This is a genomic window from Martelella mangrovi (genome assembly GCF_040545495.1).
GTDB lineage: Bacteria > Pseudomonadota > Alphaproteobacteria > Rhizobiales > Rhizobiaceae > Martelella > Martelella mangrovi.
In genome coordinates, this window is sequence record NZ_JBEPLY010000004.1 from 436,856 (window position 1) to 450,804 (window position 13,949).

The 13,949-nt window shown below is 61.6% G+C and carries 12 protein-coding genes and 1 tRNA gene; 1 reads left to right on the forward strand and 12 read right to left on the reverse strand.

Features of this window, described 5'->3' with window-relative positions; genetic code table 11:
- Position 1: 1 nt before the first annotated feature.
- The 7 genes from ABID12_RS08845 to ABID12_RS08875 form a co-directional block, all read right to left on the reverse strand.
- Positions 2-736, reverse strand: a complete 735-nt coding sequence (locus tag ABID12_RS08845; RefSeq protein WP_354433912.1) for an ABC transporter ATP-binding protein — start codon at positions 734-736, stop codon at positions 2-4.
- Complete coding sequence (locus tag ABID12_RS08850; protein ID WP_354433913.1) at positions 729-1,505, reverse strand: ABC transporter ATP-binding protein; 777 nt, start codon at positions 1,503-1,505, stop codon at positions 729-731. The genes ABID12_RS08845 and ABID12_RS08850 overlap by 8 nt, the downstream gene beginning before the upstream one ends.
- Positions 1,505-2,491: a branched-chain amino acid ABC transporter permease gene (locus ABID12_RS08855; RefSeq protein ID WP_354433914.1), complete on the reverse strand. Its 987-nt coding sequence runs from the start codon at positions 2,489-2,491 to the stop codon at positions 1,505-1,507. Before ABID12_RS08855 ends, ABID12_RS08850 begins: the two co-directional genes overlap by 1 nt.
- Positions 2,484-3,374, reverse strand: coding sequence for a branched-chain amino acid ABC transporter permease (locus tag ABID12_RS08860; protein ID WP_319518550.1), 891 nt, complete (start codon positions 3,372-3,374; stop codon positions 2,484-2,486). Before ABID12_RS08860 ends, ABID12_RS08855 begins: the two co-directional genes overlap by 8 nt.
- Complete coding sequence (locus ABID12_RS08865) at positions 3,371-4,276, reverse strand: NAD(P)-dependent oxidoreductase (protein ID WP_354433915.1); 906 nt, start codon at positions 4,274-4,276, stop codon at positions 3,371-3,373. The genes ABID12_RS08860 and ABID12_RS08865 overlap by 4 nt, the downstream gene beginning before the upstream one ends.
- 4 nt (positions 4,277-4,280) lie before the next feature.
- Positions 4,281-5,030 (reverse strand): SDR family NAD(P)-dependent oxidoreductase, encoded by a 750-nt coding sequence (locus tag ABID12_RS08870; RefSeq protein WP_354433916.1) that lies wholly within the window; start codon positions 5,028-5,030, stop codon positions 4,281-4,283.
- Between the two features lie 78 nt (positions 5,031-5,108).
- Complete coding sequence (locus tag ABID12_RS08875) at positions 5,109-6,317, reverse strand: ABC transporter substrate-binding protein (RefSeq protein WP_354433917.1); 1,209 nt, start codon at positions 6,315-6,317, stop codon at positions 5,109-5,111.
- A 516-nt stretch (positions 6,318-6,833) separates the two neighbouring features.
- On the opposite strand from ABID12_RS08875, the gene ABID12_RS08880 reads away from it, so the two are divergent.
- Positions 6,834-8,090: a CaiB/BaiF CoA transferase family protein gene (locus ABID12_RS08880; protein WP_354433918.1), complete on the forward strand. Its 1,257-nt coding sequence runs from the start codon at positions 6,834-6,836 to the stop codon at positions 8,088-8,090.
- A 184-nt stretch (positions 8,091-8,274) separates the two neighbouring features.
- Here ABID12_RS08880 and ABID12_RS08885 read toward each other — a convergent pair whose 3' ends face one another.
- The 5 genes from ABID12_RS08885 to ABID12_RS08905 form a co-directional block, all read right to left on the reverse strand.
- Complete coding sequence (locus tag ABID12_RS08885; RefSeq protein ID WP_354433919.1) at positions 8,275-9,000, reverse strand: ABC transporter ATP-binding protein; 726 nt, start codon at positions 8,998-9,000, stop codon at positions 8,275-8,277.
- A gap of 5 nt (positions 9,001-9,005) precedes the next feature.
- Positions 9,006-10,016, reverse strand: a complete 1,011-nt coding sequence (locus tag ABID12_RS08890; protein WP_354433920.1) for an ABC transporter substrate-binding protein — start codon at positions 10,014-10,016, stop codon at positions 9,006-9,008.
- Between the two features lie 24 nt (positions 10,017-10,040).
- Complete coding sequence (locus ABID12_RS08895) at positions 10,041-10,925, reverse strand: ABC transporter permease (RefSeq protein ID WP_354433921.1); 885 nt, start codon at positions 10,923-10,925, stop codon at positions 10,041-10,043.
- Between the two features lie 55 nt (positions 10,926-10,980).
- The gene (locus ABID12_RS08900) at positions 10,981-13,419 is read right to left on the reverse strand and encodes a membrane-bound PQQ-dependent dehydrogenase, glucose/quinate/shikimate family (protein WP_354433922.1); all 2,439 of its coding nucleotides are present in this window, start codon (positions 13,417-13,419) and stop codon (positions 10,981-10,983) included.
- 435 nt (positions 13,420-13,854) lie between these two features.
- Positions 13,855-13,931: transfer RNA gene (locus tag ABID12_RS08905), tRNA-Met, on the reverse strand.
- Positions 13,932-13,949: the final 18 nt, after the last annotated feature.

Below are 13,949 nucleotides of genomic sequence, written 5' to 3' on the forward strand. Positions count from 1 at the left end.
CTCACGCGGCCGATGCGGCGCCGAGATAGGCGTCGATGGCTTCCTGGCGGGCGGCGCTGTCGCTCAGTTCCTCGGCGGTGCGGTGGCCGACAAGCTGTCCGCCGCGCAGGAAATGCAGTTCGTCACAGATGCGCATCGTCATCGCCAGGTTCTGCTCGACCAGCACAATCGCCAGATCGCTTTCGCTGCGAAACGCGCCCAGCCGGTCGAACACCCGCCGGACCAGCATCGGCGCAAGCCCAAGCGAAGGCTCGTCGAGCAGCAGCAGCCGCGGCTTTGCCATCAGGCCCCTGCCGATTGCCAGCATCTGCTGTTCGCCGCCGGAAAGCCGCCATGCGTGCCGGTCGGCCTTGTTGGCGATTTCGGGAAACAGGTCCAGCACCATCCCGGCGCGCGATTTCCGCTCCCGGCCGCCCAGGTGATAGCCGCCCAGCGTCAGGTTTTCGCGCACCGTCATGTCGCCGACGATTTCGCGACCTTCCGGCACATAGACAATGCCGCGCCTGACCCTTTCGCGCGCGGCAAGCCCTGATACGTCCTCGCCTTCGAAGACCTGCCGCCCTTCCGCCGGGATCAGCCCGGCAATCGCCTTCATGATCGAGGTCTTGCCCGCGCCGTTTGCGCCCAGAAGCGCGACGACCGAACCGGAGGGCACGGAAAACGAAACATCGTCCACCGCCTGGGCGCTCGCGCCATAGAACACGGAGAGGCCCGATATGGTCAGAAGATCAGTCATCATCGCTCCCCAGATAGATACGGATCACATCCTCGTTTTCGCGCACCTCGGCCGGCGCGCCGCAGGTGACGAGCGCGCCGAAATTCATCACGTAGATCCGGTCGCAGATCGACATCACGAGGTCCATGTCGTGCTCCACCACGACCATGACGAGATCGGGCGAAACCAGCCGCTTGAGGCTGCGCATCAGATCGCGGGTCTCCGAATTGTTCAGGCCCGCCGCCGGCTCGTCCAGCAACAGCACATCCGGCTTGCCGACAATCGCGCGGGCAATCTCGACAAGACGCAACATGCCGGGCGGCAGTTGCGACGGCATCTTGTCCACCGCCTGTGTCAGGCCGAGTTCGGCAAGCGCGGCCATCGCGGCCTCGCGCATGGCTGCCATTTCATTGCGCCCGCGCGCCGTCGGCAGGAAGGCATGGGCCCAGCCGGCGTGATAATTGCGGGCAACGCCGACCATGACGTTTTCAAGCACGGTCAGGTCGGGGCTCAGCGCCACATGCTGGAAGCTGCGCACGATGCCCTTGCCGGCGCGTGCCGCCGGCGGCAGGCCATCGAGGCTCTGCCCGGCATAGGTGATCGCGCCGCCCTGCGGCCGGTAAGCGCCGGTCATGCAATTGAACAGGCTGGTTTTTCCAGCACCATTGGGGCCGATCAGTCCGGTGATCTCGCCGGCGCGGAACTCGACATCGAGATCCTTGAGGACATTGATGCCACCAAAGGACAGCGAGATGCCGTCACCGCGCAACGCCTTGTTTGCCACATCCATCAGTCATCTCCCTTTCGCTGGGCCATGATTGCGCGAAGGCGCGGCAGATAGTGGCCGGCGAGGATCATCGACAACAGGGCAACGCCGTAGAGCACCGGTATCCATGCCCCCGAGGATGACAGGAATTGCGGCACAAGCGTCAAAAATGCACCGCCCAGCAGCGCGCGCGGCAGGCTGAGGCCGTAAAAGCTGACGACCGAGCCGACCAGAAGGAAGATCGCCGACCAGAAGGTGAAACCGCTGGGGCTGACCGTCGATCCGGCAAAGCCGAGCATGGCGCCGCAAAGTGCGGCAATGCCGCCGCTGATGCCCATGACGGCGACCCGCGCCCAGACCTGGCGCGTGCCGAAGGCATCGGCCGCCGCCGGGTGCGATTTCGACAGCAGCAGGACCAGCCCCTGACGTGAATGGCGAAGCCGCGACACGCCATAGACAGCAGCCGCAAGCACCAGAAGAGCCACATAATAACGCTGCAATCCCATCGGCAGGCCGGGAATGACCGGGGTCGCCACATAAAGCCCTTCATAGCCGCCGGTCAGCCCGTCCATATTGTTGATCAGTTCCGGCACGGCGAGCGCCAGCGCCATGGTCGAGACCGCCAGATAGATGCCCGACAGCTTGCGCGAGGGCCAGGCAAAGGCAATGCCGCTGACAACGCCAAGCGCCAACGCCAGCGGCAGGCTGACGAGCACCGAAAGGCCGTAGCGCGTATCCAGCACGGCAACGGAATAAGCGCCGACGGCGGCAAAGAACGTATGGCCGATCGAGACCTCGCCGCCATAGCGGACCAGCACGGAAACCGACAGCACGCCGATGGCATTGGCAAAGCACAGGCCGAGCGCAAACACCCACGACCCGCCGAGCAGGAAGGGCAGAACCAGCAGCACCGCGACCAGCGCGACATTCGCCGCATCGCCCCGCGACACGCCGGAAAGGCGGGCCGGCAGGATACGATCGTTTTGCAGGCTTGCGGGGTGATCAGACACGGCTGCCTCCTACGCGGGCCAGAATGCCGTTGGGAAAGATGTTCAGCGCCAGAAGGATAACCCCCAGCAGGAAGGTGCTGGAAAACTCCGGCGAGACATAGAAGGTGAAAAGGTTCATCAACACGCCGATGAGGATGCCGCCGACGAGTGCACCCGGCAGGCTGGCAAAGCCACCGATGACGGCGGCGGCGAACGCCTGTAGCATGAAGGAGGCGACCGTGGTGACGCTCAGAAACGTGGTCGGCACGATCAGAAGCGCGCCGACGACGCCAAGCACCGCCGCGACGATCCAGGAAAACAGGTGGATCGAGCGCAGATTGAGGCCGCAGACCTCCGCCGCGAACGGATTGATCGAAATCGCCCGGAAGGCCACACCGAGTTTCGTGAAGTCGACGACGAAAAACAAAAGCGCGATAGTGACGATGGCGACCGCAAGCACAGTCAGGTCATAGCCGGTGATGAAAAGCCCGAGCACCGACATGCCGAAACGCGGCACCGGCAGATCGAGGCTGACGATATCCGCCCCGAAGATCAGCAGCGTTGCGCCCTGCGCGATAAGGCCGATGCCGAGCGTCGCGATGGTGGCGGTGAGATCGCTTTCAAACACCAGCGGCGCAATCACCGCATAGGTGAGGCAGGCAATGGCGATGACCGCCAGAATGGCAAGCAGCACCGCCGCGCCCCAGCTCAACTGCATCAGCGCGCCGCTGGAAAAACCGTAGATCAGAAAGGCGGCGAAGCCGGCGACATTACCATGGCTGAAATTGACCACGCGCGAGGATTTGAAGATCATTACCAGCCCCAGCGCGCCGAGCGCATAGAGGCAGCCGGTGATCATCCCCGACCAGAGCAGCGGAAACAGATCGCGAAAAATGTCGCTCATTCGTTCCCTCCCTTGCCGCGGGCCATGACGCCACGCTCCACCAGTTCGATCACGCCGGGGAAATAGCGCCCCGACAGATCGGTCGTGGTGGCGACCTCATAATAGCGGCGCGCCGCATCGGCTGACGGCAGCGCGACGCCGGATTGTTCCGCCAGTTCGAACACATAAGAAATGTCCTTCAGCACATATTCCGGCGAGAATGCCTTGTCGGGAAATGCGCGCGGCAGCATGGCCTTCAGCCCGTGATTGCGCAGCACGAAGCTGTCGCCCGAGCCCTTGGAGACTGCGTCGAGCAGCACATCGGGGGCAACGCCCGCCTTTTCGCCGAGCACCATCATCTCGGCGAGCGCCACCGTGTTGGCGAAGACCAGCATGTTGTTGACCAGCTTCAGCACCTGCCCCGCCCCGACATCGCCGCCATGGGTGACGTCGGTCGCGATATAGTCGAGCATCGGCCGGATACGCGCGTAAACCGCATCGGACGCGCCGACCATGATGGCAAGCGCTCCTTTTTGCGCCGCCTCGCGGGTGCGGGCGACGGGCGCATCGGCAAAATCGATGCCGTATGCTGCGAGATCGGCGGCAACCTTGCGGGCCGTCGCCACCGGCGTGGTCGAAAGATCGACGACCAGCGCGCACCGGCCGGAAGCCTTTGCAATCTCACCGGTCACCGCCTCGACCTGCGGCCCGCCGGGCAGCGACAGGAAAATCACGTCGGCCTCACCGGCCAGCGCCGCGACCGAGCCGACCCGCCGCGCGCCGGCTTCCTCGACGGCCTTCAGTGCGTCGTCGGAAAGATCGAACGCCAGCACCGCACCGTCATGTTTCAGGGCAATGTTGCGGCACATGGGACCGCCCATGACGCCAAGCCCGATAAATCCGATTGTCTCATTGTTGCTCATGATCTCAATCCATCAACATACCGCCGTTCACATCCAGAACGGTGCCGGTGATCCAGTTGGAGGCGGGCGAGCACAGGAACAGGATCGCCTGGGCGATATCTTCCGGCTGGCCGAAACGACCGAGCGGCACATTGCCGTTGGCGGAAGGGGCGGCACGCTGGGTCACGGTCTCCCACATCGGCGTTTCCACCGGGCCGGGCGCGATGATGCTGGCATAAACGCCCTTGGACGCCCCCGCCTTGGCAACCCATTTCATCAGCCCATGGACCGCCGATTTCGCCGCCACATAGGACGGGCCGGAAGCGACGCCACCGATCTTGGCGGCGATGGAACCGAGCGCGACCATCTTGCCCATGCCCTGTTCGGCCATGACCGGGAACACCGCCCGCACCGGATTGACGACGCCCATCAGGTTCACGTCAAGGATCGCGCGCCATTCCTCATCGGTGCTTTTACCGAGCGGACGATGCGAGATCGTACCGGCGCACAGGATAAGCGCATCGATGCGTCCATGGTCCGACCGGATATCGGCGACCAGAGCATCCGTCTCTTCTCGCGAGGTCACATCATAGCGGCGATAGCGAACGGCCGGATGATCGAATTCGGCTGTCCCGGCGATATCGGTGGCAATTACCGTCGCCCCCGCCTCGGCAAGCGCCAGCGTCGTGGCGCGACCGATGCCGCCGGCGGCGCCGGTTACAAGAGCGATCTTTCCGTTCATATGCGCGGGCGCGCTGACTGGTATCGGGGACATCCCTGTCTTCTCCCGTCATTCAAGAATGCAATTTCAAAAGAACTGCGCGCCGCGCTTTGTCGCGGCGCGCGAAGGCCGTTACTCAGGCTTGGCGTCGAAGACGACGGCCGGATAGGGCCGGAACGGCTGCACCAGATCGAAACTGTCGCCCTTGGCCTGGATGATACCCTCCTGGCGGGTGCCGCGATGATCGCCGGGCTCGAAGGTGACGCCTTTCGCACCGCCGACATCGGCATCCTTCAGCGTTTCCAGCGCGGCGATCAGGTTTTCCCGCGTCAGGTCGTTACCCGAAGCCAGAAGCGCCTCGAACCCCTTGTGGAAGATCGCCGCATTGCTCCAGCCATTGAGGCCGAACACGCCGACCGGATCATCGGGATAGTATTTCTTGATCGAATCCCGGTAGGCGGCGATATCCGGCACGTCGGAACTAACCGGCAGCAGCCAGGACGAGAAATAGACGCCGTCCAGAAGGTCGCCGGCAAGCTTGAAGGTCGACGGGTCGGCCGTGAAGAACGGCGCGAACCAGTCGACATCGAGCCCCTGCAGGTCCGCAGCTTTCAGCGCGGCGGCAAGGTTGGCGTTGGAGCCGAACAGGATCACGGCTTCCGCGCCGGAATTGGCGACGCGGCGAATATGCGGGCTGAAACTGGTGGTCTTCACGTCAAAGGGAATGGACTCCACCGGCTCAAGACCGAGTTCGGCCATATAGGCATCGAAACCGCGTTTGGCCGACTTGCCGAGCTCATCATTTTCCCAGAGCAGCGCGATTTTCTTGTGGCCGAGCGTATTGACCGCATAGTCGACATTGGACGCCGCCGACCAGCCATAATCCGGCAAAAGCGGGAACACGGTCGGCTCGACGAAAAACGCGCTTGCGCCGCCAATCGGCCCGACCACCGGCAGACCAACCTCGCGCGCATAAGGCAGCACGGCAACATTGGTTGCCGTTCCGATTGGCGCAGACAGCGCGAAGATACCGTCATCCTCGACCATCTGCCGGGTGACGGCAACCGAACGCGCCGGCTCATAACCATCGTCCTTGGTCACGTAATTGACGGTCCAGCCGTCAATGCCGCCATTGTCATTGAGGTTCTTGTAATAGGCCTCGGCTGCATGGGTCAGTGTGGCGTAGAACGGCACCGGCCCCGTGACCGGCGTGAAAGCGCCGATGGTGACAACCTTGTTTTCGGCATCAATGCCGGCATCGGCGGCAGCCAGCGGCCCCGCGGCAAGCAATAGCGTACCAATGGCGGCCACAGGGGCCACCCTTCTCAGTTTCGAAAACATGTGATCTCCTCCCAAACATGTTTCGCTCCTCCATCATGACGATACGCAGCCCCTCCGAGCAGGTCAATAGAAAATGCATCTTATTTTATTTTGAGATACTGTCGACGCAGATCGACTTCGTAAAAATATTGAAACCACCTGCCTGCCGACAAAGCCTGCCAAACACTCTTTCGTCTCCCCTGAGCTTGACCCGAAGGCCTGACTACGCTTCGACGCGATAAACAGTTCTTCCATAAAACATCTTAAAAACAAATATTTAAGAAAAATCGAGACGCTATTCCTATGGCGATGTGATTAGATCCTCGGGTCAAGCCCGATGATGACGCTCGTGAGACAGGGAAGGTTCTTCGGGTAGTATGGCGCATGGTGATCAGGCTTTTTCTTCGGGTTGATGATATCCGGATAATTCCATGCATTCGACAAAATAATGCATTTTATTCTTGTCAAAAAGTCGCGGTCCTGACAGTTATAGCCAAGCCCAGCGCCTTTCCGGGCTTCGCAATCAGGGAGGATTGAATGAACAACGGGGTATTGGCCGGCAAGACGGTTCTGGAACTGGGCAGCATGATCGCCGCCCCTTTCGCCACACACATCCTTCAGCAAATGGGCGCCACGGTGATCAAGATCGAGCCTCCCGCCGGCGAAACCACCCGCAAACTGGTGCGCGGCGGCCCCAGCGGCAGCTACCTCGCCTTCAATCGCGGCAAGAAAAGCCTGTGCCTCGATCTTCAGTCGGAACAGGGACGAACGGTCTTCAACCGTCTGGTCGAAGATTGCGACATCATCGTGCACAATCTTTCCCCGTCCGCGGCCCGCAAGCTCGGAGCGACCTATAAAGACTGCGCACAACGCAATCCCGAGATCATCTTCTGCCACATCAAGGGATATGGCGCGGGACCGCTTGAAGAGGAAGTGGCCTCAAATCCGATTGCCGAGGCGGCGACCGGCGTGATGTTTTCCAACCGCGTCGACGGACGTCCGTCCCGGCTCGGCCCGTCCTACCACGATCAGTTTGCCGGCTGTTATGCCGTGATCGCCGTCCTCTCGGCGCTGCTCTCCAACGATCCGGCCAAGCGCAATATCGAACTCGGGCTTTACGAGACCGGGCTGCACATCGCCGCGCGCGACCTGCTCGGCGTGCAGCTCAAGTCGCAGCTTCTCGGTCGACCGGAAACCGAGCCTTCGGCGGAATTCAGCATCCCCGGCTACGGCGCATACGAAACCAAAGACAAACGCTGGATCTATCTCGTCATGCTCACCGATGACCACTGGCGCCGCTTCTGTGTAGCGACAGACATCCCCCCCGATCCTGCCCTTCAAGGCCTCCGCGACCGCCGGCGCGCGCGTCCGCGCGTGGAAGAAATGGTAACCCGGGCGGTCGCCGCACATGATTTTGAGGCCTTGACCAAAAAACTCTCAAGCCACGGCATCGGCTTCACCGAAATCCTGTCCGCCGACAAGGTGCTGGAAGCGCCGCAGGCAAAGGCTCATGACAAGCTCTCCGCATTCGATTTGGGCGACTACGATTTCACCTCCCCAGACTTCCCGATCCCGCCCCTTCTGCACTCAGAGGGCCGCGCCGACGCCCCGCCCCTTCTCGGCCAGAGCACAAGCGAAATCCTGAAAAGCCTCGGCTATGAGCAAGCCACGATCGAAGCCATGCTCAAGGCCGGCGCCGCTGTGGAAGCCGACCAGGGCAAGACGCTCTGGTCCAAGCCGAGCCAGACAGCACAACTCGACCGCCGCGCCGAAGACTCAGGGACACGAGCGTGAAAGAACAGCTTCAACATTCGTGAGAATTGAGAATGAAACCGGAAGGGAAAGGAACTTTCGGCGCAGGTTAACGGTGTTGGGGCCAGTCGATTATTTTTGGAGAGACGGTACAGATTTTGTCTTTTGGACTGAGGTTTTTCGCATCGCACCGGCAGAGCATAATCGGAAGCCGACAACACGCCTCTCAGACACGGTGCAGCGCATCTGCCAAGTCACGCCGGATCGCGGCAAAGGCGGGGGCGTCGCGGCGTGGCGTTCCGGGCGGGCCGAGGTCGGGGTGGACGGTTTGGTGAATGCGGCCGGGGGTTGCGCGCATCACAACGATCCGATCGGCCAGGATCAGCGCCTCGTCGACGGAATGGGTGACGAAGAGGACCCGGCGTTCGGCCTCCTCCTCCAGCACGCTCAGCAATTCGCCCTGCATTTCCTCGCGCGCCAGTGCGTCGAGACTGGCAAAAGGCTCGTCCATCAGTAAAAGCGGGGCCGGCGTTGCAAGCGCGCGCGCCAGCGCCAGGCGCTGCTGCATGCCGCCGGACAGTTCTTCCGGGTAAAGATCGCCGGACCCTTCAAGCCCGACACGGACGAGAAGCGCCTCGACCGTCGCGGCCCTGCCCGATCCGACCACGATGGCGAGGTTTTGCCGCGCCGTGCGCCAGGGCAGAAGCCGTGCATCCTGAAACAGGAGCGCCGTATCCCGGCCCGGGACCGGCGGGCGGCCATCAATCAAGACGGTTCCGCTGTCGGGAGCAATGAGCCCGGCCGTAACCCGCAAGAGGCTCGTCTTGCCGCAGCCCGAAGGGCCCAGAATGACCGTCATCCGCGCGTCGTCTGCCGGAAGCGAGATATCGGAGAGAACCGGGCGCTCCGGGCCGTAGCTCAGCGAAACATGGTCGATGGCGAGGGTTTTCATCTGTTTCAGCGTGAAATGCTGTCTCCGAGATCTGACGGTCCGATTGTCTTCAACACGGCGTCCATCGGGGCAAAATCGATCCACTTGGCCGGATCGACGATATAGGCCGTATTGGTCGCCTCCCCCTTTTGATACCAGGTCTGGGCGTAGAGCAACTCGTCCTTCTGGAAACCGCCATTGACGGTCCAGCTGCCGGCATAAGCCTTTGAAAGCGCCTCAAACGTTTCCGGCGCGATATCGGGGCGGGCCTTTTCCATGGCGGCAACCCAATGGACGGGGTTTTCCGCAAAGTCACGCGCGGCAAGCGTCAGGGCTTCCAGCACGCGTTCCAGATCATCGGCGCGGGCCTCAAGGGTCGGGCGACGCACCACATCCACCTTGGTCACCACGGGCGCGGCATCGAAATAATCCTTTACGTCCACCAGAATATGGAGGTCGCTTGTGTCCGGCAGCGCCAGATAGCTGCCGATGGAAAGCGTTGTCGCATCGACCCGACCGGCCATCAGCGCCTGACCGCGCACCGCAGGCTGGCCGAGCGGCATCAGCGTCATGGCCTCAAGACTGACGCCCTTGGTGCCGAGAACGGCGGCAGACATGGTGGCATCCAGACTGTTGGGCCGACCGATACCGAAGCGCTTGCCCGGCATGGTCTTCAGCGTCACGTCATCGCGCCCGGCAATGATGAAGGGGATCGCCTTGTCGGAGGAGTGGACGGCAACGAAGTCGGATGCGCCCTGGGCATGAAGGTTGATCAACGATGACAACGAGATATTTGCCATATCGCCATCACCGGCCTGAAGGGCGGCAATTGCCATCGGCGTCTGCTGCACCGGCACCAGCGTGACATCGACGCCGGCGCGTTCGAAAAAGCCTTCCTGCCGGGCGAGATAGATCAGCGAATTGGGAACCAGCGGGGTCTCCGTCTCGGTGACGATGATGCGGAACGGATCGGCCTTGGCCGGAATGCCGGAAAGCAGGATCGCGCCCAGAGCTGCGAGAATGAGTGTGCGGAACATATCTTTTCCAATGAGGTCAGAAATTTACGAATAAAGCCGTCGGCGCGACGGTTTCGGCGTCAAAAGGCGCTCAACGGCGGAAAGAAGCGCGGTTGTGCCAACGCCCATAATCGCGAGCGTCAGCATGACGATCAGGTAATTTCCCATCAAAAAGCTGTTGCCATAAGAAATCAGCAATGCGCCGAGCCCGGTCATCGCCATATAGATGTCGGCAACGACCGCCGTCACCAGCCCGGTCGTGGCGCCGAGCCTGAGCCCCGCCATGACCACCGGGAATGCGGCAGGCAGGCGCACATGGCGCCAAAGGCTGATGCGGGAAAAGCCATAGGCGCGCGCCATTTCATCCAGCTTCGGATCGGCATTGCGCAGGCCCGCATAGCTGTTGATGATCACCGGCATGATGGCCCCCATGGTGACGATCAGGATTTTCGAGCCGTCGCCGAGACCGAAGATCAGGATGACCATCGGCATCAGGGCAATCAGCGGCGTCGCCGCGAGCGCGTTGACATAAGGGGTTAAGGTGCGGCCCATCAGCGGCACGGCAGCGAGAAACAATCCCAGCGGAATGCCGATCAGGGCGGAAAACAGAAGGCCGGTCCAGTAGACATAAAGCGTGTTGACCGTGGCGCGCAGATAAAGCTGACGGAAATCCTGCAGCATTTCGGCAAGCGCGCGAGCGGTTTCGGACGGGGTGGCAAAGAAACCGCGCGGCAGATGCTGGGCGGTGAGCGACCACAGGAACCAGGCGGCAATGAGAACGCCGGCGCGCAGCCAGACATGCAACGGCCTTGCCGCGACCCATCTTGCCGCTTCGACAACGCCTTCGCCGAGGTCAAGAACCTCGCCCCGCAGGCTGTGAAGCAGGCCAGCGGGTTTTTCCTGCTTTCCGCTGTCGTTTTCCGTGATCATGGTGATTATACCTTAAGACCTCCCCGCCGAAACGGGGAGGCCGGTGTCGGGTCGATCAGCTCTGATCCGGCAGGGCATAGGCGATCACATAATCGCCCCTGTCCGTGGACTGGCGGGCGCCGCCGGCCGAGATCACGACATATTGCTTGCCGGTCTTGGGCGATTTGTAGGTCATCGGGCCGCCCTGGCTGCCAACGGGCAGACGCGACTTCCAGATTTCCTTGCCGGTGGCCTCATCCCAGGCGCGCAGATAGAAATCCTGCGTGCCGGCGAAGAAGACCAGACCGCCCTGGGTGACGAGCGAACCGCCAAGCGTCGGCATGCCGACCGGGAGAGGCAGGCCCATCCGGATGCCGAGCGGGCCGGTATCCTGAACCGTGCCGACCGGAACCTGCCAGACGACCTTCTGGGTCTTCATGTCGATGGCCGACAGCGTGCCGAAGGGCGGCTCCTGGCAGGGAATGCCGAGCTGCGACAGGAAACGGTCCTTGACGACGGCATAAGGCGTGCCGCCGAGCGGAACCTCGCCCATGCCGGCATTCGGCGATTCGCCGCCGTCGGACAGCGTCGCGTTCTCTTGCTGCGGGAACATCTGAACCCACAGGCCAAGGCGCATGTCGTTGACGAAGATGAGATCGTTGTTCGGATCGGTGGAAAGACCGCCCCAGTTCATGCCGCCGAGAGACCCCGGGAAGCTGAGCGAAAGGTCGGTGCCCGGCGCGGTGTAAAGCCCTTCATAACGCATCGACTTGAAGGAGATGCGGCACAAAAGCTGATCGAAAGGCGTGGCGCCCCACATGTCGGATTCGTGCAGCAGCTGGTTGCCGATCTGCGGCATGCCGACCGAAACCGGCTGCGTCAGCGCATAGGGCTCGTTCGGGATATTCGCCGCCTTGACGGGCCGTTCCTCAACCTCGGTCAGCGGCTCGCCGGTGTAGCGGTCAAGCACATAAAGCTGACCGGACTTGGTGCCGATCACGAGAGCGGGGACCTTTGTGCCATCGGCTTCCGGGAAGTCGATCAGCGACGGGGCCATGGGCAGGTCGAAGTCCCAGAGGTCATTATGAACCGTCTGGAAGTGCCATTTTTCCTGTCCCGTGGTGGCATCGAGCGCCAGAACGGAGGCACCGTATTTGTGGTCGATGTCGGAGCGGGTGACGCCGTAGAGGTCGACCGAGGGCGAGCCAAGCGGCAGATAGACCGTGTTGGACGCAGCATCATAGGCGCTGCCGGCCCAGTTATTGGCCGACGAACGGGTATAGTTCTCGCCATCGGCAAGCGGCGCATTCGGGGTGGCCGAGCCGGTGTCGAAGGCCCAGCGCTGTTCGCCGGTCAGAACATCGAAACCGCGCAGAACGCCGCCGGGCATGTCCACCTGAACATTGTCGGCAACGCGACCGCCAAGCACGATGGTCGTGCCCGCCATGGTCGGCGCCGAGGTCATGGTGTAATAGGCCTTGTTGCCGAGCGGCCCCATGCCGGCCTTCAGGTCGACGACGCCATTGGCGCCGAAGTCGGTGCAGGTTTCGCCGGTTTCGGCGTCGAATTCATAAAGATTGGCATCGATCGAGTTCATGATGATGCGGGTCGCGCATAGCGCATCTTCCGGCAGATTTGCCGGCTGAACCGGTGTCGAACCTTCGACGGTCGGCTGAACGACAGGCTGGGTCGCATCGAAATAGGCAAGACCGCGGCAACGTTCCCAAACGCCGCCGACATTGGCGTTGACGTCGTGACGCCAGACTTCCTTGCCGGTATCCGCATCAAGGGCAATCACATTGTTCTTGGCGGTGCACAGATAAACCTTGTCGCCAACCTGAAGCGGCGTCAGCTGGTCTTCAGCGCCCGAGCCGGTCGACATCGGAATATCGCCGGTGTGATAGGTCCAGGCCACCTCAAGCTCGTCGACATTATCGACATTGATCTGGTCAAGCGCTGCAAAACGGCTGTTGCCGGCCGTATTGCCGTAATGTGACCAGTCCTTCTGCTCGTCGGCCGGGGTAACGGCGACGCGGCTTGCAGCAGGTTCGGCGCTTGTAACTTCCGGATGGATGCTGAACATCGAGCCGAAGCCGGCAATGCCGGCCACCAGGAAAACGGCGGCGGCCGCGAGGCTCTTGCCCGTTGCGGCAGAGCGCCCGGCGGCCTTGTTGAGCAGCGGCAGCGAGGCCGTGATGACAAACGCGCCGAAGGTCATCGCCAGAAGGCGGGAGATCAGGCCCCAGTAATCGAGGCCGACATCAAACAGAGACCAGACGATCGTTCCGGCAAAGGCAATGAGATAAAGCCAGACACCGGCGGGCCGCTGCCTGAAAAACTGGATCGCGGCCAGCAGAAGCACGATGCCCGCAATCAGGAAGTACCAGCTTCCGCCGAGCGTAATCAGCTTTCCGCCGCCAATGACGAAAAACAGCGCAGCGGCCACCAGCACGATGCCGAGCAGCCACAGCCAGACTTTGGCCAGCGCGGAAAGCTTTCCTTGTGATGTTTCCATGATTTTGTCTTTCCTTTTTGCCTGCATTCGGGCGGCAGGAAAGCGTCCCGAAACAGGGATATTCCCAGCAATTAGCGCTCATGGAAAACAAAGTCCACAATCGACTGAGGACCGCCCGCATCGAAGATGTCACAAATACGGCATTAAAATATCTATATTTTTCAGAACATTACGTATCCGCGCGATCACTGAAATAACGAAACAGTGAACAAAGTGTTTTTAAAATGATACGGCGCGACGACCGTCTAAAGCATGTCGAACTTCTCTCTGTTCCTGACCTCATCAGAATAGAGTTCCCGAAGAAGAGTATTCGGATACCCGTGCCCTTTACGACGAACTAGGACGGATTCTGGCGTGGACGGAACGGCAAGCTGTTGGAAAGGCATCAAAAACAACAAAACCCGCCGCTAGTGCGACGGGTTTTGTTGGTATCGGTGGTTGCGGGGGCAGGATTTGAACCTGCGGCCTTCAGGTTATGAGCCTGACGAGCTACCGGGCTGCTCCACCCCGCGTTATATTTTTGAGGCAAC

Bases quoted from the DNA above. Each gene is read 5' to 3' on its own strand.
- ABID12_RS08875 (WP_354433917.1), bottom strand. From the start codon at position 6,317: ATGTTTTCGAAACTGAGAAGGGTGGCCCCTGTGGCCGCCATTGGTACG.
- ABID12_RS08850 (WP_354433913.1), bottom strand. From the start codon at position 1,505: ATGGATGTGGCAAACAAGGCGTTGCGCGGTGACGGCATCTCGCTGTCC.
- ABID12_RS08870 (WP_354433916.1), bottom strand. From the start codon at position 5,030: ATGTCCCCGATACCAGTCAGCGCGCCCGCGCATATGAACGGAAAGATC.
- ABID12_RS08895 (WP_354433921.1), bottom strand. From the start codon at position 10,925: ATGATCACGGAAAACGACAGCGGAAAGCAGGAAAAACCCGCTGGCCTG.
- ABID12_RS08890 (WP_354433920.1), bottom strand. From the start codon at position 10,016: ATGTTCCGCACACTCATTCTCGCAGCTCTGGGCGCGATCCTGCTTTCC.
- ABID12_RS08845 (WP_354433912.1), bottom strand. From the start codon at position 736: ATGACTGATCTTCTGACCATATCGGGCCTCTCCGTGTTCTATGGCGCG.
- ABID12_RS08900 (WP_354433922.1), bottom strand. From the start codon at position 13,419: ATGGAAACATCACAAGGAAAGCTTTCCGCGCTGGCCAAAGTCTGGCTG.
- ABID12_RS08880 (WP_354433918.1), top strand. From the start codon at position 6,834: ATGAACAACGGGGTATTGGCCGGCAAGACGGTTCTGGAACTGGGCAGC.
- ABID12_RS08885 (WP_354433919.1), bottom strand. From the start codon at position 9,000: ATGAAAACCCTCGCCATCGACCATGTTTCGCTGAGCTACGGCCCGGAG.
- ABID12_RS08865 (WP_354433915.1), bottom strand. From the start codon at position 4,276: ATGAGCAACAATGAGACAATCGGATTTATCGGGCTTGGCGTCATGGGC.
- ABID12_RS08860 (WP_319518550.1), bottom strand. From the start codon at position 3,374: ATGAGCGACATTTTTCGCGATCTGTTTCCGCTGCTCTGGTCGGGGATG.